Origin of the sequence: Pseudomonas sp. URIL14HWK12:I6, assembly GCF_000514195.1 — a bacterium.
Taxonomy (GTDB): domain Bacteria; phylum Pseudomonadota; class Gammaproteobacteria; order Pseudomonadales; family Pseudomonadaceae; genus Aquipseudomonas; species Aquipseudomonas putida_A.
Map to the genome: position 1 here is coordinate 208,841 of NZ_AZVL01000005.1, position 24,720 is coordinate 233,560.

Here is a 24,720-nt window from a genome sequence, read left to right on the forward strand (position 1 = left end):
CCTACTCCGTGGTGATGAATGGATTACGCTGATTCAAGGGCGGCGATCAGGCCAGTTGTTTTAGGTTTTCCCCGGGTCTTAGCCGTCTCCTGACGACTTGCTCGACATGGGAACCTAACCATTCGCAGGTGATTGCAACGGTCGAAACCACCAGTGCGCCTGCAATAATTTGCGTCGTGTCGTTACGACCGAGGCCGTCAATCAAAAAGCGGCCCAGTCCTCCAAACCCTGCATAGGCGGCGATGGTTGCTGTAGCGACCAACTGAACCAAGGCAGTACGAAGGCCTGCAAATATCGTGGGGAACGCCATCGGCAGCTCAAGCTGCCAGATTGTTTGCCATCGCTGCATACCCATGGCTGCGGCAGCGCTTGTTAACGCGGAGTCAACCTGAGCGATACCGACGATCGTGTTCGTCAAGATAGGGGGGATGCTGGTTAGCGTGAGTGCCAGGATGACCGTGCTGGAGTCATAACCGATGACCATGATCGCCAGAATGATCACGCCCAGTGCGGGCAACGCACGTCCCACGTTAAACACTGCCATCGCGATTTGTGCCGCCGATTTTTGCTTGGCAATCAGCACGCCGAGAGGAAACGCCACAGCTACGGCGAGCGCAAAACTCAGTCCCACAAAGTAAAAGTGTTCGGTCAGGCGGATGAATATCCCGTCAGTGCCCAGCCAATTGACGGGATTGCCAAACCACACCAACACCTCATCAATGGCGTCCATTATCGCTCCCACGGGAAAAGAAGTTTTTCTGCGATGTAGAACGCGAAATCGAAAAACAGCGCAAGCGCAACGGTCAGCACCAAACTGACGATGACGGGTGTGGAGAAATCCAGCGTCAGGCCCGTGACAAACAACTGTCCAAGACCGCCTTGACCGATGACCGCGGTGACCGTGACCAAGCCGATCAACGTGACCGCGGTCGTTCTCAGACCCGCGACAATGGTTGGCATGGCCAACGGCAGCTCAACCGAAACAAATCGTTGAAAGCGCGTATAACCCAGCGCCCGCGCCTCTTCCAAAATCTCAGCCGGGGCGTTGTCGAATCCGGCCAGCGTGTTCTGCAAAATGATGAGCAGCGAATAAGCGCTTAACCCGATGACCGAGGTTGTTTTAGAAAGCCCGGTCAATGGCATCAGCAGAATGAACAAGGCCAGCGACGGCACGGTGAACAGCACACCGCCCAGATAGGTCAACGGGCGGGAGAGGGTGGGCTGGCACAAAACCAGCAAGACCATCAGGGCAGCAGCCAGGGCTCCAATTAAAAGAGAAAGCCCCACGAGCTGGAGATGGTCAATAAGCAGCATAAAAATCTGCCATCCATTTTCGTACACCCATGCTCCATCAATCATTGAGTGCAGTCCTTGTGATTTTGCTGCAGTGCCGCGTGCAGTTGGGCCGTGGAGATGCAGCGTTTGAACCTGCCGTGGTCATCGACCTGGACAGCGACACCAGAAGGCGAATTCAGGATTTCAAGGAGGGCGGTCTGCAGCGAATGCGTTCCACTAACCACGGTCAGCTTAGGAGGGGGCACTTCGGTTTCGCTGATCCAACGAACGGGCTCGCAATTGTGGTTGATCACCAGTTTGAATGCCGTCTCACCGTGGCCATAGAGGGTGGCGCCACCCGGCGTGATTTCCATCGCCTGATTGTCCTCAAGCATGTTGAGCTCTGAGACTTTCATCAGCGCCAACCGTTTGAGCGACGGATCGTTGCCGACAAACTGTCGTACGAAATCATTCTCTGGACGGGCCAGGATGTTTTCGGGCGAATCGAACTGGACTAGCTTTCCTTGATCTTCAAACACGGCAATTCTGTCACCCAGCTTGATTGCTTCTTCCATATCATGAGTCACCAGAATGATGGTTTTTCGCAGTCGCTTCTGGAGTGAGATGAGCTCATCTTGCAGATGTACTCGGGTCAGCGGATCGAGCGCTCCAAAGGGTTCATCCATCAGGATGATCGGAGGGTCGGACGCCAGCGCCCTGGCTAGAGCAACTCGGCTTTGTTGCCCACCCGAAAGCTGATTCGGATAACGAGTCAATAACTCTGCTGGTAGGTCAACAAGGGACATCAGCTCAGCGACTCGCGCCTGTATTCGGCGGCTGTCCCACTTGAGCAACCGAGGGACAGCACTGATATTTTGCTCTACGGTTTTATGCGGAAAAAGCGCCGCTTTTTGCATCATGAAACCAACATGACGGCGAAGGGTTACGACATCGGTCTCTTGCGTATCCACACCGTTGATGCTGATCCGACCGTTGTCCTGCGTGTCCAATCGGTTGATCATTCGAAGAATGGTGGATTTTCCACAGCCACTTGGGCCTACGAACACGCACAATTCACCTTCCTGGACCAGAAGATTCAAACTGCTGACAGCAGGCGCGCTTTTGCCTGCGTGATGTTTAGTCACGTTCTCAAATCGTACCATTGTTCAAATACCATACTGGTCGAGAGGCAGTTCAAGGCTTGAAGCATTGCCCATTTAGCATGCCAGCCAAAAGGCTTTAGTTAGAATTCTGTTGGCGGAGTAGTCTCTCGCTCGGATGGAGAAGCAACTGAAGATCAATTTTTAGAACACTGCGGCACAGATATACCAGCTAATCCGCAACGCAACGTGGGGCAAATTAGCATGCCCACTAATTCCTAGTAAGAACATGTTCAGCTACGCTTATACCCAAAAGAACTAATCACTTTGAGTGATACTTTGACTCCAAAAAAGTCCGCCTCTTAGTCCGGCTATTTAGCGCTCACCGCCGTGATCAAGATTTCAGCGTAGCGCCAAAAAACGCCTGATCTAGCACTGACAATGGGTGTATTTGAACAGAGCATTCCGTTGGGTGGGGCGTACCAGGCCGAGGATTTTTCTACCTGATTACACTCTCGTAAACGTCGACAGCCATTGCACTCTTCACTCCCCATCGTTGCGAACAAGCCACCAGGACATGTCCTTGCGCGTAGATGAGCCTCCACCAAATCGGAAGGCTTGCGGCGGTGAGTGATCAACGGCAAAACGGTGGAGACCGCCGCGATAGAGGCATTCGATGGCCAGCTGCACTGATTTCGCATGGTCGAGTGAAGAGGTAGCTCCCACGGCCACCATACGTCGACGCTCCGAGAAAATTTTGACATTTAGATTGATTGCGTCATCTATACGAGAGTAGATTGAAATTAAATACTGTCACACGCGTATCAAAGGTCTGGCGCCTGGAGCAGGAGATGATTCGTAGATCCTATGGCATGCTGCAGTTGCGGTGTGCCGGAGGTGTACGGTCACCTCGATGAGGACATCTCTCGCGTGTTCGATTCATCGCCGCGCGTTTATGGCGGTGACAAACGATGCAACGGTAAGCGCCATGACTGGGTAACAGGTTTGAACAAGTGCGGTTTAGCAGAAATTCTGATTAACCAAGAAGGTGATCGAGGCGATCAGCAGCGCAGCGTTGGACTTTGAGCAGACAGCAAATTAATGAAAAGTCGAGGAGTTCTGAAATGAGCAATGAAAAGATCAAACATGTCACGACCGCAAGCTTTGAAGCTGATGTGTTAAAGGCAAGTGGGCTGGTATTAGTCGATTACAACGCAGATTGGTGCGGGCCGTGCAAAATGATAGCACCCGTGCTTGATGAAATTGCCGACAGTTACGACGGTAAAGTACTGGTGACGAAGATTGACGTAGACGCGAATAGAGAAGTTGCAGAGAAACACGGGGTACGGGGCATTCCGACCTTGATGCTGTTCAAGAACGGTGAAGTGGCAGCGACGAAGGTCGGAACGATCTCAAAATCGCAACTGGCTGCCTTTATCGACGCGAACCTGTGATGCTGTTTGGCTTACAGCCCTGAATGCGATTCGGGGCTGTGCCACTGACGTGCGTTTAAGCTAGTTGTTAGACGCGGGAGAGAGTGTATCTCAACAATTCAGTACGCAATGTGCACCCAAAGTAAAAAGCGTGCCGAACACAAATTATCTCGTACGCGTGCTGTCCAGTGGTCATGATTGATGCTGTTGGAGGGCGCAATGATCGACAACGAACGCGCTGGTGATGGAGAAGAGAATAACAGTCTCCATCTCTTAAGAAGCGTCCCGATATTCATCCGAGCCGCCGCAGCGCTGATCATCGCGTTGATGGTACTGGTTGTCGCTGTACCCGATGCTAGGCAAGGCATGCAGAAGGTCTATTGTTCTGTGGTCACTTATAGCCCCCCTGACATCGATGCCCGACATACGCCCGAGCTTGAGCTAAGAAATATCGTCACCGAGTTTGGCAGTAATGCAAACAATCCCGCGAATGCTGCTGCTTCAAAAGCTTCATCCAACGCCAAGATCCATGAAAAGCCTTAAGCTTCAAAAAGTATTGTCGTGGCTTTGTACCTGTCGTTAATTTACTTGCATCGCCACTACACACAGCAGTGAGTCATCGAGAGCTTGCTCCAATATTCCAGGTTCTACCCGATCAGGGCGATCACTCTCTCAAAGGACGGCCGCTAGTCTCCGATTGCACGCGATCAACGTGAGCTTGCCCGAGAGTGGCTCCATGTCTGTGAAAAGGCAGATCATGAGCTCCTGTCACTTTGAATCGTCTATCCATAGACGGCTTTCGGGACATCGAGGAGGGTCGCCCAGCCAAGGCTGGGCGACCTTTGATTCAGCCCTTGTGGTGGCTCGCGGCAAGGCCATAGACGGATGTGTCGATACCTTCAAAGCGCGCCTTTAACTGCAACGCCAGATACAGCGAGTAGTGCCGTGACTGATGCAGGTTGCCACCGTGGAACCAGAGGTTGTCCTGCTGCGTGGGCTTCCACATGTTCCGCAACTCGCCCTCGTACGGGCCCGGATCATTCGTGGTTCCAGAACCTATACCCCAGCAGCGGCCGACCTTGTCAGCGACTTCCTGGGAAATGAGCTTCGCCGCCCAGCCATTCATTGAGCCATAGCCCGTGGCGTAGACGATCAGATCGGCCGGTAGTCGGCTGCCATCGTTGAGTACGACGGCATCGGCTTCGATGCGTTCGACACCCAAGCCAGGTGCACTCTTGAGCTTGATCGTGCCATTAGCGATCAGTTCGGAGGCGCCGACGTCGATGTAGTAACCAGAGCCACGGCGTACATACTTCATGAAGAGGCCTGACTCGTCGTCACCGAAATCGAGCATGAAGCCGGCCTTGGCCAGGCGCTCGTAGAAGTCCTTGTCACGCTCCTTGATCGCGTCAAAGATGGGTTGATGAAAGCTTGGCATCACCTTGTAGGGGATCGAGGCGAACAGCATGTCCGCCTTGTCCGTGGTCAACCCCGACTCCAGGGCGTCTTCTGAGTAGAGCCCGCCGAAGACGAGATCCATCAAACTGTCGGAACGCACGATGTGGGTGCTGGAGCGTTGCACCATGGTCACCTCCGCGCCGTTCTCCACAAGGTCGGCACAGATGTCGTGAGCCGAATTGTTCGCACCGATGACCACCGCGCGCTTGCCACGCCAGGCATCTCCGCCGGGATGGCGGCTGGAATGATGTTGCTGGCCATTGAAAACCTCGGCACCCGGATAACGAGGAACGTTGGGTACTCCAGACATGCCGGTGGCGAGGATCAACTGGGTAGGCTGTAACGTTACACGCTCGCCATCACGCTGCACTTTAACCGCCCAAGTGCCACTTTGCTCGTCAAAGCTGGTGCTCACGCATTCTGTACGTGGCCAATAATTGAGCTCCATGACTTTGCTGTACATTTCCAGCCAGTCGCCGATCTGGTCTTTGGGGGTGAAGACTGGCCAGTGATCGGGGAAGGGCAGGTAAGGCATATGGTCGTACCAGACCGGGTCGTGCAGGCACAGCGATTTGTAGCGACCGCGCCACTGATCGCCAGGACGTTCAGCCTTGTCGACGATCAGGGTGGGTACCCCCATTCGCTTAAGCCGCGCCGCGAGCCCCAGCCCACCCTGGCCGCCGCCCACGATCAGGCAGTAAGGTTGAGTGGTGATGCCTAGCGAAGCTTCTTCATCGCGACGGCGTTCCAGCCAGTTGCGTTTGTCGGCGTGAGCGTGACCATGGCTAGCACCCATCGGACGACGGCGACCGCTGGGTTCTTCGAAGCCCTTGAGCTCGCGCATGGTCGTCAGCAGTGTCCAGCACAGGCCTTCCTTCAGACGCACGTAGCCTTTACCTCGCGCCGCACCGGTTTCAAGGCTGATCCAGCCTTCGAGCACGCCGTTATTGAGCGTCGCCTCACCTTCCAGTATCCATCGCTCAGGACGAGTCTGGTCGAGGCGTGTTTCGAGCATGTCCCGGATGGCAGGCTTGCCTTCCAGGGTCACCAGGTTCCAGCTGAAAAGTAGCAGGTCACGCCAGTGACACTCTTCGGCAAACAGTTCCAGTGCGCCGTCCAAATCACATAGGGCGAGGCGCTCGCCGAGGTTTTCGACCCAAGCCGCGAGCTGAGCAGTAGGCGTGTGCAGATGTGTTTCGACAGCGATGTTCATGGGGCTTCTCCGATCTTGTTGTTTTTGTAACAACTTGCCCCAGAGCAAGGCCCGGGCCATCTTCGCGAAAGCCCTATTGCAGAGCGGCTGTTGCAGTATTGCTCAGGCCTGGACTGGGATCTCTGTCACGAATTTGGAAATGGGGGATGACAGAGTGTCACTTGGTGCAAAAAGCGCTCGTTTCGATCTTTTCATATAAGCTGCGAACAGACCCGTGTCCTAACCGTAACGGAGAACAAGAACAATGAAACCGGCCTTGATCAACGCCCATGCACAACAGGTGCTTCAAGCCGTGCAGGGTACTCTCGCCAACCACGGTCCTATTGCTGACCGGGCCATCACACGATCTTGGCGCCGGTGCTTGGATCAGTATCAGCTCGATCCTGCCAGTCGCCGCGCACCGAACGTGGTTGAGCATCCACGTTTGCAGGATCACCGCGCGCCACTGGAACACATCATCGCTGTGGCGCATTGGCAGATGAATAACTTGCACCAACAACTCGGATGTGATGGCCACGTGGTGCTACTCACCGATGCTCGCGGTGTGGCGGTCGACAGTGTGTTTAACGAGTCTGAACGAGCCGAATTTCAGCGTTCCGGGCTGTGGCTCGGCTCGGTTTGGAGTGAGGACTGCGAGGGCACCAACGGTGTCGGCACCTGCCTGGTCGAGCGACAGCACATCACCATCCGTCGTGGTGAGCATTTCCGTGGCAAACACGCCGGCTTAACCTGTTCGGCCAGCCCGATATTTGATGCGGGCGGAGATTTGCTGGCCGTTCTTAACCTCTCTTCTGTGCGAGAGGAACAAAGTCTTCAGCAGCACTTCAAAGCCATGGCGTTGACCAATCTGACAGCCAATTTGATCGAGAGCTGTTATTTCCTGGGGCATGATCCGCAGCGGTACTTGCTGCGCTTCCACCCGGAGGCCGGCTTCGTTGGGCTGCTGGGCGAGGGTCTGCTCAGTTTTGACGAGAGCGCCTGTATCTGTTCAGTCAATCATGCTGCCCTGGATCTGTTGGGCCTCAGCCGTGACCAAGTGATTGGGCAATCTCTGACGATGCTTTTGGAAGCACCTCTCGATCAGGTGATGAGTCAGGCCAGCTCACAGCCGAGTGTCTGCTGGCCAATGCGGCTGGTGGACGGCCGCCAGTTCTACGGACAGTTGCGAGCCCCCCTACGCCAGGTGCCTTTAGTCGCTCCTGCAATCCCCAAAATTAACGACGTGCACGTGTGTCTGGAAGACCCGCGCCTGCAACGCGGCTTTGCTCGCGCATTGCGTGTGTTGGAGCGTGATGTGCCGGTGTTTTTACAGGGCGAAACCGGTACCGGCAAAGAAGCCTTTGCTGCGGCACTGCATCGCGCCAGCTCCAGAGTCAGCAAGCCGTTTGTGGCGATCAATTGCGCGGCCATTCCAGAAACGCTGATCGAGAGCGAGCTGTTCGGCTATCGCGGCGGCAGCTTCACTGGTGCGCGCAAGGACGGAATGATCGGTAAGCTGGAACAGGCCCACGGCGGCATACTCTTTCTTGATGAGATCGCCGATATGCCACTGGCTTTGCAGACTCGCCTGCTGCGCGTATTGGAGGAGCGTCAGGTGGTGCCGCTAGGCAGTGCGACGGCACGTCCGCTCGACGTTCGTCTCATCAGTGCCAGTCACCAGGATCTGCACGCCTGTGTGGCCGATGGGCGCTTTCGCGAAGACCTGTTTTATCGCATTGCGGGGTTCGCCGTGCAGCTGCCACCGCTGCGTGAGCGTTCAGACAAGGGTCGTTTGCTCGACCTTCTGCTGCGCGAAGAGACAGCAGGGGCCAGAATTCGGCTGGAGGCGGGCGTCAGAGAGCGCTTGCTGGCGCAGCCTTGGCCGGGCAATGTTCGGCAGTTGCGTACGTGTCTGCGCACACTGGTAGCGTTGGCGCTGGAAGGGCGCGTCACTCTGGACGACTTGGCAGAGTTGCTGCCGGCAACGCCAGCGCTGGCCGCGCTGACCGAAAATCCGTTGGGCGAATCCGAGCGGCAAACGCTGTTGACGTTGATCGAGGCGGAACATTGGCATATCGCCCATGTGGCCGCTCGCCTAGGGATCAGCCGAAATACACTCTATAGAAAATTGCGCCATCATGGTATTTCACGACCTGAATGATGCCCTCGTTGCCCGTCCTGCCTCTGTGGACCTGCACAGAGGCAACAGAGGTAGAGCAGGAGAGGGCGCTAATGCGACAAGCAATCTTGGGTTCGTGCACGATTCGATGACAGCTCCGTGTGACACCTCAACGACCCATCATTCTGCAGCTCTTGCAGTACCTGTTCTCGTGATGCGCCCGACTTAGCCTATGAACAACGTGGTTCGAAGGTCTCAATGGCGGATGTGAACAAGCCGGGCATTGCTACTCTAAAAAAGCGCTCGCTGATCACTCACAATGGCCGAAAAATTTGAGTTGAATGGCAAGAGTATCGAGTCGGCAATGGGTGCTAGCTGATGGCCTATGTAATGTTCGTAGTCCACCGACGATAGGACGTGCTCCACAGGTTGAGGGCCATTAATCGTCATCACGTAGCTGATCCACCCCCCATTTTGGTACCTCATAGGCCGACCATCCTTTTTGATTGATCTCATCGGCTAGCTTTGCTGCACGCACTTGAGGCGGCACATTTTTCACGTAGTCGGTAAGCTTGCGTCGAATGCGTTTTTTGTAGACGAGGCGACGATCAAAACTGCCATCCTTGGTCAGTTTTACGTACTCACGGGCTTCATACACCGGCACTCCCCGAGCTTTGAGTGCTTTCTCAATAATCGCTTGCTGACGGAAATGCTTGGAATAGATGCCTAGAATCGGTCGTCCGGAAAAGTCCAACGGATTAAGCTGTTTGACACTGACGTCCGGCATTGTGGATGTCACCGCCTCCACGTCGCTCTGATATTTTGCTGGCGCAAAACTTACTGACACAACGTCAGAACGACGCATGAGCTTTGCGCCTTTGATCAGTGGCGAGCCAAAAGTCCACGACGATGCCGGAAGGCATATCGCACCAGTGTCGTGTCAGGATGAATCCGTCGACAGTGTCCATAAAGCCTCCACGGCTCAGTCGACAGTTCCAATGCCTACCGCCGGCGCACAGTTAAAATTGACGCAGCGATACCCATTGTCCTGATGGCTTAGATCAGAAGCTGACTTCGCTTGATGTCGGGGATTGGTTGAAGGAGGTGATCACTGATTCTTCCTCTCTGTAGAGGAGCTGTGATGTCTCTTTGAGAGACCGACTGCGTCACATCAATCTTTAAAAAAGCCGCCCTGCTAAAAGTATGGCGTGAAACGCAGGGCGGACCACAGGGTAATCAAATAACGCGTGATGTCAGGAGATGCCTCGATTTCTCGTGGTAGGAGCAAAACTAGCACCTATAGATGTCCAACGCAATCTAAGCTGCTAAAATTTTCAGATGCGGACTTTCCACTATCCGAAACAGCCTGCCTCACCGAGGCAAGAAAGAACGAGGCTCCACTCGGACAGCTGGCCAGACCCTTTGATGTCGATGTTACGGCGGTGACAGAGGATTCCGGCGTGCCTGCGGGTATAAGTGTCAATGCAAGCAAAGGCGGTATATCCAGGCGATTTTCTCCCGACGTGCAGCCCGAGCTTCGTTTAGCCGTCGTTACGACTGAGGCAACAGATGAGCATTCTTGATCGGCGGACATAGGCGCAGGAATATCCATGGTCAAAGGGAGTATCCATGGCTGATTCGCTCTAGCGCGGCTCTGACCTGTAAGTATCCCGCTTCGCTATGGACGTGCTCCAATGGAGTGAATCCTCCGAATTCTGTTTTCGGCTGATTCAGCCAATTCTGCGCCTTGGTTTTGTTGCCAAAAACTTGCTCGGCTTGATGCTGAATCCGCTCAGTAATATTCATACCTGCCCCTCAAGGATCGCGCTCACGCTCTCTTTATCGCGTTCCTGATTCAGCCGCCGGCGTGCTAGCGCAATATGCACGGAAAGCCGTGATGCCCCGTTTGATAATCAATATCGGTTTAATCATGTATCGGTAGGCGACGAACAGATTCAATGCGAGCCAGAGCATTTGGTACAGGGAGCCATGAAAACCGCCGTGGTGCACACTGCTTTGCCAAAAGCCGTAGGCGATGAAGATAGTAAAAATGCCGACCATCAAGGGAAGGATACTGAGCCGCCCCATGGACACGATGACGAAGGGTGTCGTGATAACCGAGCGAATCGGTTCACCTTCAATTTGTATGGCCCAAATCCTGTTGACGTTATCTTTGCCAGGTTGGTAAGTCGCTCGAATTGGTTTGCCCACATCGATGTGCGCATCCAGGACATCGGGAATTTCGAGAGACTCCAGCTTCTTACCGTCTATTTTCCAATAGTGGTAGCTGACCATATCGCCACCCAACCCTCTCGATTTTTCGTTCAGCCGGCCATCGACGATTTTCATTTCCTGCATTGAGAAGATCCTCTCCCTTGTGAAACGTTGGGTGTGATATCAAAACGACGTCACCGACAGAATCCTAAGTAACTCTTAGTAAGTGGTCAAACAAAATCTAAGACTCTCTTAGTCTTTGGGCCAAGAGAAAATGTCCACGTTTAGTAAACGTCTGAAAGAGGCGCGCAAGGCGAGAGGTTTTTCACAGGAGCGTTTGGGCATAGACGCTGGTATTGAGCCGGCTTCAGCGTCTGCCCGAATGAATCAGTACGAAAAAGGTGTTCACCAACCAGGGGAAAGCACCGTGCAGCAGATTGCGTCGGTGCTGAATCTGCCGTTAGCCTATTTTTATTGTGCAGACGACGACACAGCCTATTTGCTGCAATGTTTTCACTCGCTGAAGAAAGGTGAACAAAAGGAAGTAATTGAGTTGGCGGCGAGGCTAGCTACCCGCGGATGAGGCCTTCGTGCTATTCATTTCCTACGAGATTGAGGGCCGGGAAGGGCGTCGATATGTCACAATTTTCTGCCATCCAAGACTTCAATGGCGCGCATTCTATTACCGCAATTTTTCTAGGAAAACCCGAGCAGTCCAGCACAGGCCGCCTGAGATTTGCCGAGCCTGGCGAGCTTTCCGATTACTAATACGCGGGGATGCACCACCATATCCGATGTGAGTCTTACCTGACGAGAATCGAGCACACCGCGCACTATGAAGAATTGCTCACCTTGATCGAATGCAATTACTCCTAAGGTTTTTGACGTTCCTGAGCCACACCCTATGGAGGACCGTGATGCTCTCATCCACTGCAAAACGGATTTCCGCGAAATGATTCGCAGCTTCCTTAGTAGCCATGGCTCCTTCAGTCAGCAATGTCGATCATCACCACGGAGACGTCTGCGCTAGGGAAGTTTGGATGATTCAACAGCAACGGAACGACTATATCGTCTGCAGTCACGCGAGCCCATAGGCCTTGTGGGCCGCCAAGGCGTATCAACTCGATCAAAACGGTATAGGTGCGCACTAGCAGATGTACCGAGTCCATACTTTCGAGCACTGTCATCCACGCGTCCCCCAATCCGGGGTAGCAACGGAACGTTTTGAATATCGCAAACGTTACGGGTTCTATGATACCGACGCTCCAGGCGGCAACGAACGTTCCATCATTCATTTCATTTGAGAACAACTCGTAGGAAGCTGGGCTACTGCCTGGCCGTCGCAATACCACTACCGCCTTGGCTATTTCTATCAAAAGAAATAACTGGGGAAAAAATCCAATTTCCTTCTTGCTCAAAGGATGTGCAGTTAGCACATGGGAAAGCATAATCCAGGGCAAGATATTGTCGCTGTAATAGGCTTGTTCGGCCCCGTCCTTGAGGGCATCTTCTTCCCAAGGAAGATCGATGGTTTTGATAGCAAAACGAGTACGAGGCGAACGAGTGCCTACGACCGGCGTCTGTGCTAGGAGTTCTCTGCATAGTGGTATTGGATCAGCACCCGACTCAATTAGCATGATCATGGCGCGCGCGGTAATAACCTCACCCATGGGTAGCACTTCCGCTACGTTCATTAACCACTCCATGGCGCTATCGACATCCGACTCAATCTGTGGTCCAAGTCGAATGGCAATGACGGAAGACAGCTCGCTTACCAGCATTTCATAGAAGCCGATTCGAATGACAGGCTGATCATTATGGAAGGCTAGGCGAATCGCCCCACCAGCAGACAAGTACTGTCTTGACTCACTTGAGAGCTCCTCCAAGACCTCTCTACGTAATAGAAACACTCTCGCAGCTTCTAGTTCTAATGCGTCCGAACGGCCGACCTTCAAATAATCCTCAAGCGTCGCACGCGCCAGCTCATGGAAATGAAATCTCATGTCTGTAGTAGCGTGCGCTTCACGAACGTAATTTATAAAATCTATCCCGAGTAATGGCGGAGCTTCCACTGCGTAGGGCGTAGTCCCGTTGCGCTTTTTCAAGGCATTGCAGATCACCGACCGAAGAATCCATGGTCGTCGATAATCATCAGAACGAAAGCTTCCCTCCATCATTGTCACCCCCAACTGCCGGGCAGCAACGATGGCGTTTTCAAACTCTTCATCGTGCAGCGGACCGACCACGATCCTCTCACCCAGCCTTCCTAAAAGTGACTGCATTCTGGCGTTGGGTGACTGAAGGGTGCGATCAACCACTGCGTCATCCATGGCCACAACAACGGAAAAACCCCCACGATGAGCAATTCCGACGAGGTCCTCCAGCTCTCTCTTACTGCTTTCGCTGTCGCTCCGATATTGATCGATCAGTATCACCAGCTTCATGTTTTGGTCCGGCGGCAAACGTTGTAGCCAGCCGCGAGCCTCATCCGCGGTCAACGACCACCCCAAGGTTTGGCTCAAAGCATCGGCCAGGTATTGAAAATAGCCCCGTCCTCCGTCTTCAACGTACAAAGCTGCAAAAGAGGTCGTATTCGAGGTAGCGGTGATTACCTCACGGAGTACATTGCTTTTGCCGGTCAGCGGCTCACCTTCAAGAATGACGAAACAAGACCTGTTGATCGCCTCCATAGTGATTTTGGTCACCTGACGTGGAATTAGAAATTCCCGGGCAAACGGCAGATGGACATCGTGCAATTCACCGGTCAGCGATTTTATTGCCTCGGCAGTACTTGCCTTCACCAATGCCGACCAGACGTCGCAGCTTGTGCCCATCAATGTCTGCACTGCCTTACGAAGATCATCTGTTGCCAGAAGGCACACATTGTCAATTAACTGGTTGAGCTGGGCTGCAGTCTTGTTATCCGCGTCCCACTCCTGTCCATCGTAGGTCCGGTATTTCTTGGTGATTTCTCCATTGGTGACCACTACCAGCGGAGCCATCGGATCAAGCATTTTCGCATAGGAAAGACCTTGCAATCGGTCCTCATCCTGCAGCCTAAGGCCTTTGCGTTTCAGCTCCAAGACTGCCAACGGGCGTCCCTTATGAAAGAGAACAATATCGGCACGCCCCGCTTTAGCCCAAGATTGACCTCCGTCAATCTCAACCTTTGTTCCTCCAATTTGAAATTTGAACTGAACTTGAAGCTGGATCTCGATACCGGTGTAAGGAAACGCTTTTTCGATTGCGGCCCGCACAGACGCCTCCAAATCAGCTTCGGTTGAATGCGGCATCGGAGGTTTTTTCGACATCAAGCTTCAATTCCATTTCCAAAGTGGGACTCGCATACTATTTTCACGCTCAAAATGGAGCAATCCAATAATTGCCTCTTTGCATCGCCTTAAGGGGTGGGCAAGCGGAACGCGAGAAATCGATTTATCATGTTTCCAACCACCCCAAAATTTCAAGGAATCACGTATGTCTCGTCTGGCAGAATTTCGTAAGCTCGAACAGCAACTGGCCGAGCAGCTCGCAGAGCTGGAATTCATGAAGGATGACTCCGAGCTGAAAAAAGAAATGGAGTTTGAGAGCAAACTGCGTGCTTTGTTGGCTGAATACGGTTTCAGCCAAAAAAACGTAATCAATCTGCTTGATCCACACGCGAGTCGTCGCGCACCGACTACCGAAGCAAAAGCCGGGAGCCGCAAACCTCGCCAAGTAAAAATCTACAAGAATCCGCATAGCGGCGAGTTCGTGGAAACGAAAGGTGGTAACCACAAGACTCTCAAGGAATGGAAAGCTAAATACGGCTCCGACACTGTTGAGAGCTGGCTGACCCAGTGATTTTTGGTTGAGTTCGAAAAGGGCCTATCAGGCCCTTTTTGTTTTGTCGGTTTCTCTTTGGTTTTTTGCGATTTGTGGTCCGAAATGCTGGAGTAAGGCGACCTTTAGGGCACAGGCAAATCACTGTTTTTTTTGCGGATGACAGCCATTGCTTTACGGTTTGATTTCAAACAACGATCCAAGCTCACATCGGACAACCACCTGATTGGGGCGGCATTAATTCGACGAACCAGATAAGTACCAATGCACAGGGAGTTCGAGTCCCAAGTGTGCCGTTTATTTCAGCGGACACTCATGATCATGGGCATGTGAATGGAGGGTCAGGGCACCCGGTACCTTGGTGCGTTCGAGCCCCCCACGCTCCAGCCACCGGAGGGTCTGCTCATAGGCGCGCTGCAGCAACGACTCGGTCTGATCAAAGTTGAACACCGAGACATCCACGGGGCACAAGGGCGGGACGATGTGCAGGCTGGTGAGTGTGCGGAAGTGTTCGATGTCGCTCACCAGTTGGCGCATGCTCATCAGATTGACGGTGTGCAGGGCTAATGCCACCAGGCCTCGAGGCGGTTGCGTGAGGGCGCAACTCACGCCGGTGGGGATGACCACGACGTTGGTGGCGCCCAGGGCTACGGCAGTCGAAATAGGTGTGTTGCTTGACACGCCGCCGTCAACCAGGAACTGATCGGCGATTTTTACGCAGGGGAACACCAGCGGGATGGCGGCGCTGGCGAGTAACGCCTGCTCGAGTTCGCCAGTGGACAGAACGGTTTCGACACCACTGAGCAGGTCGGTGGTGACGACGTGCAAGGGCAGCACCGCCTCCTCAATTCGATGAATAGGCAATGCATGGCCCAGCAATCGGTGCAAGGCGGCCGGCTGCAGCAAAAAACCACGCCGTTTGATCAGTCCTCTACAGGTATCGAGCCAGGAGAGGGGAAAGATGTCCGCTTTGCTCAGGCCGCGCCAGAAACCGGCGAGCGCCTCGACGCCCCCAGCGTCGGGCCTTGCGGCAAAATAGGCACCGTTGATGGCCCCCACCGAAGCACCAATCACCATATCGAATCGAACATTGGCCTCCACCAGGGCCCGCAGCATGCCCACCTGAACAGCGCCTAGGCTGCCACCGCCGGCGAATACGATTGCAGTTTTGGTAACCATGCTCGAAGCCTCTGCGCAGTCATGCGTTGCATCAGTGTAGTTGACGGAATAACGCTATTTACAAGGGGCCCTCTGCATTTGCCAGGCGTTTCTGATGGTGTTTGAAGCAGCCGGGGGATTGAAAAAAACGGCGGAGGGAAAGGCTGCAGCTGAGAGCAACACATAGGGGGTAGTGGTCTAACGAAACGGGGTACCCGTTTTAAGAAACACCTCCCGAAGTGTGCTCATCACGCCGGTTGCTCACACCTAAATATTTGGAGTTGGTTAGATGCCGTAGCGCTTGTTCCCGCCTGAGGTTATGCAATAGCGTCCGCCCCTGGGCCAGTAACAGACATTGCCACCTGCACAGGAACATCCCCCGCTACCGTGATAGCCGCCGCTTGACTCAGATTGTTTCTCATAGGCCCGGTCCTGGGCTCTTGCCTGCTTGGCAGCTTGCGCCGCATGGGCGGCAAGAATGACCGCTTGCTTTTTGATTACTTCGAATTGGTCGGCATAAGGGACCATCGCTACTGTGCGCAGAGCCTCAAACTGAGCCAATGCGTCCTGAACTCTAATTAACGGCCTATTGGATTCGTATTGCTTGTTCTCCCGGATGGCCAAATCAGCGCCGGCGCGGAGGTAAGGGTCCCTGGCATTCGTATTGAGAACAACCTGGTTCGCAAGGGCCGCGAAGTCCTGGACGGGCAGGGCGGCGTAGAAGTCTAATATGGGCTTACCCATATCAACTGCTTTGGTCAACGGTACGCGCATAGCTACGATCGCGGCAATGGCCTTCAGGACTTCACGATCTGAGGCTACGATGGTGCCGCTAACGACATCCGCTACATAGCGGTCGGCAGCCATCTGGTAGTGCGAGACTCTGTCAGTCATTAATCGTTGGGCACCATCCGCAGACTGCACATAGGCACCAGGGGTGTCGGCTTTTACATAGGCAAAACTCTGTGACCCACCGATTCCGTAGCTCCCCAACGTCAGGATTTCCGCGCCCGGGCGAATATAGTTGTTTTGGGTGGTCCCCAACTGCTGACCCTTCTTGGTCATCAGACCACGAACCTCATTACCTACAAACCAGGAGCAGGACTTAACAGTCGCCTTAGCGGCCGAGCAACTCATCGTATCCAGATTGTTCATATCACAGCTGGTTTGATTGTACTGTGGTCTGCACAACGTCTTGTATTGCTGGTTCTGGCAGCCGGCTAAAAGCACGGCCAACACTATGCCGAATATTATTCTCTGGAGCATAACGATTCCTTACCATGACGCCGATCGAGCCGGCCATGCGCCAGCAGCGCCTGCTTATACAGGAAACTAGTTCGCGTCGACGATGTCCGACTGCCGCAACAGATGGCCACAAATAGAGAAGGGGTGATCGGTTACATCATCTATTTGTAAATCCATCATTCCTCATAAACGCTAGACTCTGCGGATTGCAGTTCCATTGCCCCTATCGTACGCTCAAGGTATGCGAGCATCGCATCACATTTTACTATCAGTGTATCGAACGGAAGAATCTCAATGCGATGAAGGCTTTTATTTAGCTGCTGTAACGTTTCTATTTCTGATTGAGAGCAACTTGAGCTTTTCCCTATTAATATAAAAGCTTTAGGGTGTTTGGTATTTTGCATTCCGTATTCATTGACAAGAAACTGGTTATCTCTATCTAGTATAAATAGATACCTGTTTACTTGAGCAATGGCATTCGACAATTCAGGACTTAGCCTGAATTGCGTGGGGGAGGATGCTGTCGTCCCCTCACTGGTTGACAATACGATATGATGATTGGGAGACTTCAGCTCCATAAGATCATGGTGGCCGTCAAACTTCTCGAGAAAGCAATCCACACGTCCTCTAGAAAGCGGTTGCTCGTGACGTGTCGCTATATAATCGGAACCTAACAGCCATGGGTTTTCTATAATAAATTCATGCGTATCTGTCTCGGTGGTGGTTGGATTATTTATCAAGGCCTCATAGACTCTGAGAGCATCTCGAATATCTTGTATTCGCTCAGCTATGCGTCCACCCAGTTCGATAGCGGCAATATTGCGACCTTCAGTGGTCCCAAGAATAAGCTGCAAAAGAGTGTTTTGATGTTCAGTAGAAGCGACTGCTAAGCGCGTTAGCACTGCCAACATAGTTGAGATTAAAGTTTCCGGAATAGAATCAAGACGATTTAACAGCTCAATTATCATTGAGGGATCGGCTACAGCAGAGTTTTCGGCAGGAGTTTGAACCTCAGCTTGACTCAAGAGCGTTCTGATCTGCTCTATTCTTGATGAGTTAGCGCCCATCCATTGCATTACATAAGAAGCCGTCAGATTATTTATTACCACCTCATCTCTAAGCGCGCTATCCCTGGCTAGAACATTGGTAATTTCTAAGCGGGTATCAGCACTTCGACGAAGAGTGAAGTAAGCAGCTGCCGCATCCGGCGTCGCCCTTACCATATAAGAATCTATATTAATAACAAGAGCATAGTTTGGTGGCTCGCTAATTATTCCCTCGCTGACCGTGGGGCCCGATAACAATATTAACGAGGCGATTGAGCCAGCAGGACAGTCAGACTTTACTAAAGAAGCTAACCTCAGACCGTTTCGAAAGGTCCTTCTTTCAAATTTTTCAGCCCACTGGAAATTATGAAATATCCTTATGCCCCCTAATTTCGTTCCACCTACGAAACTTATGAGATCTCGGGTTAACTCATCAAATTGAGGCATAATTAGATTCCGATTGCTTTTGTTGTTTATTTTATTTTAAGGAGGAGGCGAAGGACGTGGCTCACCTCGCTACTTGCACTCCGACGGCTTGGCCTGGCAGTTGGCAAGCCGAGTGGTTTGCGCAATCACATCTGCCTGCGCCTTGAGTGCATTAGCCTGCGCTGCGTCATTTGGCGATAGCGCTGAATCCAGTGCGCTCGCGGAGTTCAGGGCCGCAGCAGCGCTTGACGTTTTGCCGTAAGACACAAGGGTCGGCACACCGGCTTCGTTAAGTTGTATGGAAAACGTCACTTTGCCAAAGAGTGCTCCGTGAGGAGCGTACAGGGCGTAGGTTTGTGAGGTGGGTACGATAACGGCGCTTTTGCCGATAGGGATCTTTCCCTTGGTCACGCTTATAGTCGCCACCGTCGTCCTGGCGAGTGTGAGCGGAACCCCTTCGTTGCCGGCATTGCCTGTGGAGGCGCTCGGCTCCACAAGAATCGGACTCTCTGTTGCCGCGACATCAACCCTTGCTTCGAGCAGTGGAAACGAAATAACGTTCTTCAGTGCATCATGGCTGCCCTTGTAGTTCTCGCTGACAGTCGGAGCTGTTGGTGCCACTGCCTTCGTCAAGTCAGCCAACGCCCATTCGTAGACGATGGTGACGGGCTTGCCACTTCCTCTCGATGCGACGACGTTGCACGCAACAGTGTCGTCTGTAACCGCCGCTCCGCCGATGATCAGCGGCAAAAGTGTCGTCGCTGACTTCACTATCGCTTCGCCTTGGCCGGTCACCGTAGAATTGAAAGATTTAAGTCTTCCGTCGTCGTACCAAGCGAAGGTCAAATCGTTGTCTGTGAACACTCCTCCCAATTTGGAAGCGTCGAACTCGAATGGCCTACCTCGATCACTCGTGTAGGTCGACGAGATACTGGGCGTGTTCTGGATGACTAGGTGCTTATCAGCATCACAGTCAATCGTCTGCGTGACGGTGACCTGGGCAGTGGCCTTAGCTGGGTAGTACTTGTAGACGAGAGGGGGCGTTGACGCGCACCCAGCAAGGAGTAATGAACTTACGCTCGCGAGCAAAATTTTCATGGGTTCCTTCCTATGTTTATTTGGGCAATCTCACTCAGTTCGTAGGACTCGACGGAGGTGGGCTTCTCCCAATAGCGCGATTAGCTGCACGTGCTCTCAGTTGAGGAAGAACTTCGCGCACCATTTTCAATGGAGCAGAGCTTGGTGGCCCTCCATCGAGCAAAGGAATGAACCAGTCGCCTTCCGAAGACCTGAGCCACAAGGCAAGAAAGCTCAACGTGGGCACGTCAAGCAGGCGTGGTTCGTATTCGTCGGTACTGTTGGCAAGTTGCACTTCGGCGAGAGTAGAGGCTTGGATGAATCGTTCTGCGACGATCCCATACGACAGGCCACCAAACGATGCACTGTTCGTTCCCTCGTCCCCACGAATATCAACCAGCCCGGCCTTGATAGAGCCAATGACTGGATACCTCCAACCAGTTCTAGTGGCGTTTTCAAGCGCGTTGTCGTAAGGCAATTGATCCAGTGCGAGGTGATAGAAGGGCACAGGCCCGCCTACGTGTGGTGCGTCTCCAAGCGGTGAGTGCGCGGCAGGCGTCGATGGCATCCTCACCGCTAGCGCAGCTGCCATGACGATTGCACCATTGCTCGGACCTTGATGGGACTTGATAGCCATGGCTGTGCTCCAGAAGGTTTAGGCGTGGGTGTGATAAGAGTAGTCCCAGCAACCAGCACCCCGGTAAGAGCTTACGAATGTGTTGTACGGAACCCGCGCAGGATCAGGCCCATAGAACGGGTCATCGACGATGACATCATCAGTGGACCAATCGTATCCAGACACCGTGACGAAGTGCCCTCCTTGACCAGCCCACGAGATATGGCAGCACACAGGTGAGCCGCCGTCGATTTGCTCTTGAAGGGCAGTCCTCGAATCCGGCGCGGCGATTGCAGAGCCCTGCAAATTGTTCGTTTGGCTGAGCGGAACATCAAGCACGAATGCTTGATTACAAGGCATTGGAGCGGTACAGCAACTCTCCCCAAGGCAAGCGGAGGCAACGGCGCATTGAGTCCACTGCGAGGATGAATCAAAGAACAGCGACACGCTGGAAGTGTTTGCAGCCCAGCACCAGTTCGATTCTTGCTGCGCTTGCATGGAGAAGGCCAATTGATTAGCACCTGCTCCCCCAATTGGGCCATCGTCCACGGAGTTTTCTCCAAGAGGGGGCACGGGGGAGATCAATTGAAATAGCGGCGTCAGGGGGCCAAGGAAGCTCGGAAACGACATGTCAGTATCCTCCTGCATTTCGCTCAAATGATTAGCACGACCTCAGTTGTGGCTACCTCGGCAGTATGGCCTTCACTGGCTCCATCGCCCGAGGGAGACCGCTGACGAGCATCTGTATTCGCAGGCCTCACACCGTGGGGAGCTTATTGTCTTGTAGATAGCTTTAGCAGACCTTTGAGCGATCGCTAGGGCAATACACCAAATGAATTAGATTGATCGATGCCTGGGGCGGGAAGAAATTGAACAAGCTGGTGAGTAAACGACATTGAATGCCTGTAATGCTCACTTAATTCAGGTGCGGTGTTATCGTCTGAGCAAGGCCTCTCGGCAGGTCGTTTATGCCATGTGTCTAATTGTAAGAGCAATTTCCAGCGACTACACTCCAGCCAATGAAACGCTATCTCCGGTTTTGCCTCATTTTTCTGATCAGCCTCACGCTTCCCCTCAGTGGAATGGCGGGTGTTCAGGCACCGACAGAACCTTACCCTATGAAGGCAATGGGCATGGCGATGATGGACGACATTGGCATGGACTGCTGCAACGACATGAAAAGCCCTGTCGAGCACGGCAAACCTTGCAAGCCGGGCCAGGAGTGCAAGTCGGGCGGCATGCTGCAAGTTTCGATCTTCAAGCCTCCTGTCACCGTATTCAGCCCCATAGTGCTTTCTTTCTTCAGCGACTCCCTACCCGCACAGACCCCGTCAGGGGTATGGCGACCGCCTCGCGTCTGATTCCTGTCCCACATTGAGCCTCATTCCGCGTTAGCGGAATGGACTAGCTGCGCGCATGTCTTTTGATGCGTGCAGTGGATGATCACAGGAATCATAAACATGAACTCCAAGTGCTATTGCACAGGCTGGTCTCTCGTTGCCGGTCTGGCGGCAACTCTCCATGAAACTCAGTAGGCGCTTGTCTACATGTGCGTTCATGACCGAGGTATTGAGGCGCTCGAGCTGGGTCTTGGTGCCGGCATAATCATACTGTGGCGCCGATGCGAAGGCCTCCCGAGTGCGCAGCCAGCCGTGCAGGAACCGAACGGACAGGGGCCAGAGACGGGCATCATCCTTTGGTTGCTCAAGCAGTACATCCACGATTTTGGTATCGACACGACGCAGAATGGCCATGGCTTTTGCCGCACTGCCTGCGTTGAGTTTTGGCGTTTTTCCTCGGATAAGCAGCCGATAGCAACCCTCGAATTCGTCTTCTAGATCTTCGCTCTGAAGCTTTAATCGCAGCTTATTTGCCGCCTCTACAAGGTTGGACAACATCGGCCTGCCGTTGCTTGAGCTGCAAGGGGCTGCTGATGGGTAGGGCATTAAGCTGACGTTCAACTTCGCGCACCTGTCCGCCACGGAACAGGTAACCGAACAGAGGCATCTTCAGTTGACCATAGTTGACTAGAAGTCCGCCAAGCGTGCGCAGTTGGGAGGGCGACATCGACTCGAACAGATCTCATGGGGCGTCAGAATGTTCCTGTGTGAAGGCTGCCAGTAATGCATCCCTTCGCGTTCTACTCCAAAGGCTTTGTGGGTTAAAGTCTCCCTCCGAGAAGACCTCAAGAAGATACTGTTCCACCCCCGTTAGGTGCTCGCTGATGCTCTCGAGCTCTGAAATCAGACTGGCTCCACTGGCGCGTTTCAACACTTCCAGTACTGACGGGGCAAGCTCAGCGAGTTCGGTTTCGTCTTTGAGCATTGCTTGTACGCTGGACATTTCGACGGCGCCTAATGTCGCCACAGTCAGCTTGATCTGTTCCTTTAGTTTCTCCGACCGATTTTTTCGCTCCTCTTCGAGCCGGGGTTGATTTGCCTTCATTGCTTTGGCGTAGGCCCCGATCTGGGTCACCGCCTGATTCGAAGTCAGTTTGCGGAAGTTATGGGCTTGCTGGCCGAGACGGAGTATCGGATTCGGGAGAACGTTCATACGCAGCGAGGGAAAAGGAACTGGACAGCCCGACCGCAATTGTCGAGGCGTCGGTATCAGTGGAAGAGAGGCTGATCTTGCCGCCGAGGTCCATAGCATTGGCTACGCGCTGGAACAGGACGCGTGCCTCTTCGTATATGGACTGCTCGGGTTTGATGTAATGGATTCGTTCGGGGATCGGAGAAACCCACGCGCGCTCAAGTCCAGCAGCTAGCTCCTGCAGAACAAAGTCGATCGCCTTGCGGTTGGTATAAAGTTGGTTGAGCAGCTTTAGCTTGTAACCCGCTCCTTTTTCCTCCCCGGTGTTCCTCGATAGGCAGGAAGAAGAGTGGGTATTGGTTTCCGCCGTACTTCACTGCACCGATGTATAGATTGAACTGTATACCGTCGCTGGTGACAACGTAGGTCTCTAGATCGCGGAATTCGTGGTAGGCGTCAGCCGCCACAAACCCTTCAAAGAACGCCATCAGCGCCTGGCGAGTTCCTTCTAAGAGCGCGACACTACAAGCCGTGTGTAAGGATTGTCATCTGCAAAACGCTGCTGACCGTAAGGCACTGCTCGGCGGATCCGCCTAGGCACAATCGTATCTGGAGCAGCCCTCTTTTGGGGACCGAAGCCTCGGAGCTAGCCCCGTAAAACACTAACTGTACGCTTAGACAGGCTGGTTGCATAACCACTGATGCGACGATAACATCATACCTCGATGGTCAAGCCTCGCCCCATGCATTGTGGAGTAGCCCATGTCGTCATCTATCACAGCCACTCACGAAATCAGATACCTCGACGAAATCAAAAGTCTTTTCGCTATTGATTTCGATTGTCTTTTGTCGAAAGAAACCTACAGCCGTCCTTTACGCTCCTATCACTTGATCAAATCAGAAGCACAATGTCAGTTTCTTAAAAAAGGTAGCCGCTGCGGGCAAGAGCACTCTCATGGATTTGTGGTGGAGTGCATAACCGGGCAACGGGTGTTGATTGGCAACTGTTGCGCCTTCAACCATCTAGGTCTTGATGACGACCAGGTCAGGAAAGCGCTTTTAGAGCTGGGTTCCGCAGAGCGTATTTCTATCCGCACCCACCAAATAAATGAAAGGCGTAAGGACCGAACAGAACTGATTACACGTGTCAAAACCGCCCTGAAACAACTCCGTCACCTGGAGACTCAAATATTCCGAATCCGTGAAGCTTTTCCTGAGCCGGTTTTTGAAACTCTGGTGGAGCGCTGGCGTCGCAACTCCCTCCAGATAACGTGGGAATACCAGATCACCAAGAAAGACGACACAGCAAAAAGCAAGGACGCCGTTGAGCGCCGGTGGTATCCACACATTTGTGGATTTCTTAAAGGCCTGGGACTTTGGCTAGATTTGGATGCGCAAAGCTACCAAGAAAAACTTTATTCCTTTCTCCATCGAGTCGAAGCAATTCCTACCAAGAAGCGCCTAACCAAGGTTGAACTGCTTGAAACCGAGGCGATCATTCGCGAGCTTGGTGCGCTTTCAGTGATTGAGCGGGAGTTCGGGGCTCAGCAAAAGTTGATCTGCGATTTCTTGGAGCCAGCGAACCTAGTATTGACGGTGCAACTGGTCAAAACTCAGGCGCTTAGAGCCAAGAATGTTGAAGCCGTGCAGCAGCTGACTTCGACTTTGTTGGGCGTGCGCCCCGAGCGCTTCGTAGCAGAGGTGGATCAAGATCTCAAGCAACGCTATGGAGCGACGGGTATTCGCATCGCGTCGTGATTGGAGGTCGGTCCCACAACTCACGTGCTGCCCGAAGAGCGGGCAATCAGCCCGGTTTTCCGGGGAAATACTCCCGCGGTTTGCCGGGCAGTGATACATCGGCTCCAGCCCTTGATAAGTATGGTATCGACGCTTTCAAGACCGCTTTGTGAAAGGCATGGCATCCTAACCAGATGGTATGGACAGATTGCGGGCAAGTAGCAATTAGACTCAATACCCCGGTTTCTCCATCTGCAAATGGCCAGACCA

Annotated in this window: 24 protein-coding genes; 7 read left to right on the forward strand and 17 right to left on the reverse strand. The window is 53.2% G+C overall.

Annotation, left to right across the window (positions count from 1 at the left end; translation table 11 throughout):
* Positions 1–46 precede the first annotated feature (46 nt).
* Genes H043_RS0111015 through H043_RS0111025 form a run of 3 tightly spaced genes read right to left on the reverse strand, consistent with a single transcriptional unit; the run spans position 47 to position 2,420 of the window.
* Positions 47–730 (reverse strand): ABC transporter permease, encoded by a 684-nt coding sequence (locus H043_RS0111015; RefSeq protein ID WP_027611904.1) that lies wholly within the window; start codon positions 728–730, stop codon positions 47–49.
* Positions 730–1,359: an ABC transporter permease gene (locus H043_RS0111020; RefSeq protein ID WP_027611905.1), complete on the reverse strand. Its 630-nt coding sequence runs from the start codon at positions 1,357–1,359 to the stop codon at positions 730–732. Before H043_RS0111020 ends, H043_RS0111015 begins: the two co-directional genes overlap by 1 nt.
* Positions 1,356–2,420 carry an ABC transporter ATP-binding protein gene (locus H043_RS0111025; RefSeq protein ID WP_256214183.1) on the reverse strand — a complete coding sequence of 355 codons (1,065 nt, stop codon included), beginning with the start codon at positions 2,418–2,420 and terminating at the stop codon, positions 1,356–1,358. Before H043_RS0111025 ends, H043_RS0111020 begins: the two co-directional genes overlap by 4 nt.
* 1,079 nt (positions 2,421–3,499) lie before the next feature.
* Here H043_RS0111025 and trxA point away from each other — a divergent pair.
* Positions 3,500–3,829, forward strand: a complete 330-nt coding sequence (gene trxA / locus H043_RS0111030; RefSeq protein ID WP_027611907.1) for a thioredoxin TrxA — start codon at positions 3,500–3,502, stop codon at positions 3,827–3,829.
* Positions 3,830–4,027: 198 nt separating this feature from the next.
* Positions 4,028–4,351: a hypothetical protein gene (locus tag H043_RS0111035; RefSeq protein ID WP_027611908.1), complete on the forward strand. Its 324-nt coding sequence runs from the start codon at positions 4,028–4,030 to the stop codon at positions 4,349–4,351.
* 304 nt (positions 4,352–4,655) lie between these two features.
* Here H043_RS0111035 and H043_RS0111040 read toward each other — a convergent pair whose 3' ends face one another.
* Positions 4,656–6,479, reverse strand: a complete 1,824-nt coding sequence (locus H043_RS0111040; RefSeq protein ID WP_027611909.1) for an NAD(P)/FAD-dependent oxidoreductase — start codon at positions 6,477–6,479, stop codon at positions 4,656–4,658.
* A gap of 244 nt (positions 6,480–6,723) precedes the next feature.
* On the opposite strand from H043_RS0111040, the gene H043_RS0111045 reads away from it, so the two are divergent.
* Complete coding sequence (locus tag H043_RS0111045; RefSeq protein ID WP_027611910.1) at positions 6,724–8,619, forward strand: sigma-54-dependent Fis family transcriptional regulator; 1,896 nt, start codon at positions 6,724–6,726, stop codon at positions 8,617–8,619.
* Between the two features lie 397 nt (positions 8,620–9,016).
* On the opposite strand, the gene H043_RS30955 is transcribed toward H043_RS0111045, so the two are convergent.
* The 4 genes from H043_RS30955 to H043_RS0111060 form a co-directional block, all read right to left on the reverse strand.
* On the reverse strand, positions 9,017–9,442 hold the full coding sequence (locus H043_RS30955) for a hypothetical protein (protein WP_027611911.1): 426 nt from the start codon (positions 9,440–9,442) through the stop codon (positions 9,017–9,019).
* Entirely contained in the window at positions 9,429–9,545 is a 117-nt protein-coding gene (locus tag H043_RS31010; RefSeq protein ID WP_368681401.1) for a hypothetical protein, read from the reverse strand. The genes H043_RS30955 and H043_RS31010 overlap by 14 nt, the downstream gene beginning before the upstream one ends.
* Before the next feature lie 646 nt (positions 9,546–10,191).
* Positions 10,192–10,383 carry an MbcA/ParS/Xre antitoxin family protein gene (locus H043_RS0111055; protein ID WP_027611912.1) on the reverse strand — a complete coding sequence of 64 codons (192 nt, stop codon included), beginning with the start codon at positions 10,381–10,383 and terminating at the stop codon, positions 10,192–10,194.
* A gap of 33 nt (positions 10,384–10,416) precedes the next feature.
* Complete coding sequence (locus tag H043_RS0111060) at positions 10,417–10,935, reverse strand: hypothetical protein (RefSeq protein ID WP_027611913.1); 519 nt, start codon at positions 10,933–10,935, stop codon at positions 10,417–10,419.
* A 130-nt stretch (positions 10,936–11,065) separates the two neighbouring features.
* Here H043_RS0111060 and H043_RS0111065 point away from each other — a divergent pair, with 130 nt between their 5' ends.
* Positions 11,066–11,374, forward strand: coding sequence for a helix-turn-helix domain-containing protein (locus H043_RS0111065; protein ID WP_027611914.1), 309 nt, complete (start codon positions 11,066–11,068; stop codon positions 11,372–11,374).
* 403 nt (positions 11,375–11,777) lie between these two features.
* Here the strand turns inward: H043_RS0111065 and H043_RS0111070 are convergent, their stop codons facing one another.
* Positions 11,778–14,102 carry a type I restriction enzyme HsdR N-terminal domain-containing protein gene (locus tag H043_RS0111070; RefSeq protein ID WP_027611915.1) on the reverse strand — a complete coding sequence of 775 codons (2,325 nt, stop codon included), beginning with the start codon at positions 14,100–14,102 and terminating at the stop codon, positions 11,778–11,780.
* Between the two features lie 166 nt (positions 14,103–14,268).
* On the opposite strand from H043_RS0111070, the gene H043_RS0111075 reads away from it, so the two are divergent.
* Positions 14,269–14,634, forward strand: coding sequence for a histone-like nucleoid-structuring protein, MvaT/MvaU family (locus H043_RS0111075; protein ID WP_027611916.1), 366 nt, complete (start codon positions 14,269–14,271; stop codon positions 14,632–14,634).
* A gap of 276 nt (positions 14,635–14,910) precedes the next feature.
* Here H043_RS0111075 and H043_RS0111080 read toward each other — a convergent pair whose 3' ends face one another.
* The 6 genes from H043_RS0111080 to H043_RS29735 all read right to left on the reverse strand — a co-directional run bounded on the left by H043_RS0111080 (position 14,911) and on the right by H043_RS29735 (position 20,811).
* Positions 14,911–15,792, reverse strand: a complete 882-nt coding sequence (locus H043_RS0111080; protein ID WP_027611917.1) for a patatin-like phospholipase family protein — start codon at positions 15,790–15,792, stop codon at positions 14,911–14,913.
* Positions 15,793–16,056: 264 nt separating this feature from the next.
* Positions 16,057–17,037, reverse strand: coding sequence for a lipoprotein (locus tag H043_RS30675; protein ID WP_027611918.1), 981 nt, complete (start codon positions 17,035–17,037; stop codon positions 16,057–16,059).
* 155 nt (positions 17,038–17,192) lie between these two features.
* Entirely contained in the window at positions 17,193–18,509 is a 1,317-nt protein-coding gene (locus H043_RS0111090) for a Shedu anti-phage system protein SduA domain-containing protein (protein ID WP_081730216.1), read from the reverse strand.
* Between the two features lie 69 nt (positions 18,510–18,578).
* Entirely contained in the window at positions 18,579–19,586 is a 1,008-nt protein-coding gene (locus H043_RS0111095) for a hypothetical protein (protein ID WP_027611920.1), read from the reverse strand.
* Positions 19,587–19,620: 34 nt separating this feature from the next.
* The gene (locus H043_RS30250) at positions 19,621–20,202 is read right to left on the reverse strand and encodes a hypothetical protein (RefSeq protein WP_155953485.1); all 582 of its coding nucleotides are present in this window, start codon (positions 20,200–20,202) and stop codon (positions 19,621–19,623) included.
* A gap of 18 nt (positions 20,203–20,220) precedes the next feature.
* Positions 20,221–20,811, reverse strand: coding sequence for a papain-like cysteine protease family protein (locus H043_RS29735; RefSeq protein WP_177325621.1), 591 nt, complete (start codon positions 20,809–20,811; stop codon positions 20,221–20,223).
* A gap of 389 nt (positions 20,812–21,200) precedes the next feature.
* Here H043_RS29735 and H043_RS0111100 point away from each other — a divergent pair, with 389 nt between their 5' ends.
* The gene (locus tag H043_RS0111100) at positions 21,201–21,542 is read left to right on the forward strand and encodes a hypothetical protein (protein ID WP_027611921.1); all 342 of its coding nucleotides are present in this window, start codon (positions 21,201–21,203) and stop codon (positions 21,540–21,542) included.
* 30 nt (positions 21,543–21,572) lie between these two features.
* On the opposite strand, the gene H043_RS30255 is transcribed toward H043_RS0111100, so the two are convergent.
* Together H043_RS30255 and H043_RS0111115 are read right to left on the reverse strand one after the other, a co-directional pair.
* Positions 21,573–22,142 (reverse strand): hypothetical protein, encoded by a 570-nt coding sequence (locus H043_RS30255; RefSeq protein ID WP_155953487.1) that lies wholly within the window; start codon positions 22,140–22,142, stop codon positions 21,573–21,575.
* A 121-nt stretch (positions 22,143–22,263) separates the two neighbouring features.
* Positions 22,264–22,734 carry a hypothetical protein gene (locus tag H043_RS0111115; protein WP_027611924.1) on the reverse strand — a complete coding sequence of 157 codons (471 nt, stop codon included), beginning with the start codon at positions 22,732–22,734 and terminating at the stop codon, positions 22,264–22,266.
* Positions 22,735–23,475: 741 nt separating this feature from the next.
* Between H043_RS0111115 and H043_RS0111125 the strand changes: the two genes are divergently transcribed.
* The gene (locus H043_RS0111125; RefSeq protein WP_027611926.1) at positions 23,476–24,471 is read left to right on the forward strand and encodes a hypothetical protein; all 996 of its coding nucleotides are present in this window, start codon (positions 23,476–23,478) and stop codon (positions 24,469–24,471) included.
* Positions 24,472–24,720 lie beyond the last annotated feature (249 nt).

Coding starts and splice junctions, on each gene's coding strand:
- H043_RS0111065 (WP_027611914.1), top strand. CDS start 11,066: ATGTCCACGTTTAGTAAACGTCTGAAAGAGGCGCGCAAGGCGAGAGGT.
- H043_RS0111045 (WP_027611910.1), top strand. CDS start 6,724: ATGAAACCGGCCTTGATCAACGCCCATGCACAACAGGTGCTTCAAGCC.
- H043_RS0111125 (WP_027611926.1), top strand. CDS start 23,476: ATGTCGTCATCTATCACAGCCACTCACGAAATCAGATACCTCGACGAA.
- H043_RS0111015 (WP_027611904.1), bottom strand. CDS start 730: ATGGACGCCATTGATGAGGTGTTGGTGTGGTTTGGCAATCCCGTCAAT.
- H043_RS0111070 (WP_027611915.1), bottom strand. CDS start 14,102: ATGTCGAAAAAACCTCCGATGCCGCATTCAACCGAAGCTGATTTGGAG.
- H043_RS0111075 (WP_027611916.1), top strand. CDS start 14,269: ATGTCTCGTCTGGCAGAATTTCGTAAGCTCGAACAGCAACTGGCCGAG.
- H043_RS30675 (WP_027611918.1), bottom strand. CDS start 17,037: ATGCTCCAGAGAATAATATTCGGCATAGTGTTGGCCGTGCTTTTAGCC.
- H043_RS31010 (WP_368681401.1), bottom strand. CDS start 9,545: ATGGACACTGTCGACGGATTCATCCTGACACGACACTGGTGCGATATG.
- trxA (WP_027611907.1), top strand. CDS start 3,500: ATGAGCAATGAAAAGATCAAACATGTCACGACCGCAAGCTTTGAAGCT.
- H043_RS0111095 (WP_027611920.1), bottom strand. CDS start 19,586: ATGAAAATTTTGCTCGCGAGCGTAAGTTCATTACTCCTTGCTGGGTGC.
- H043_RS30250 (WP_155953485.1), bottom strand. CDS start 20,202: ATGGCTATCAAGTCCCATCAAGGTCCGAGCAATGGTGCAATCGTCATG.
- H043_RS30955 (WP_027611911.1), bottom strand. CDS start 9,442: ATGCGTCGTTCTGACGTTGTGTCAGTAAGTTTTGCGCCAGCAAAATAT.
- H043_RS0111090 (WP_081730216.1), bottom strand. CDS start 18,509: ATGCCTCAATTTGATGAGTTAACCCGAGATCTCATAAGTTTCGTAGGT.
- H043_RS0111100 (WP_027611921.1), top strand. CDS start 21,201: ATGAAACGCTATCTCCGGTTTTGCCTCATTTTTCTGATCAGCCTCACG.
- H043_RS0111080 (WP_027611917.1), bottom strand. CDS start 15,792: ATGGTTACCAAAACTGCAATCGTATTCGCCGGCGGTGGCAGCCTAGGC.
- H043_RS0111020 (WP_027611905.1), bottom strand. CDS start 1,359: ATGATTGATGGAGCATGGGTGTACGAAAATGGATGGCAGATTTTTATG.
- H043_RS0111035 (WP_027611908.1), top strand. CDS start 4,028: ATGATCGACAACGAACGCGCTGGTGATGGAGAAGAGAATAACAGTCTC.
- H043_RS29735 (WP_177325621.1), bottom strand. CDS start 20,811: ATGTCGTTTCCGAGCTTCCTTGGCCCCCTGACGCCGCTATTTCAATTG.
- H043_RS0111040 (WP_027611909.1), bottom strand. CDS start 6,479: ATGAACATCGCTGTCGAAACACATCTGCACACGCCTACTGCTCAGCTC.
- H043_RS0111060 (WP_027611913.1), bottom strand. CDS start 10,935: ATGCAGGAAATGAAAATCGTCGATGGCCGGCTGAACGAAAAATCGAGA.
- H043_RS0111115 (WP_027611924.1), bottom strand. CDS start 22,734: ATGAACGTTCTCCCGAATCCGATACTCCGTCTCGGCCAGCAAGCCCAT.
- H043_RS0111055 (WP_027611912.1), bottom strand. CDS start 10,383: ATGAATATTACTGAGCGGATTCAGCATCAAGCCGAGCAAGTTTTTGGC.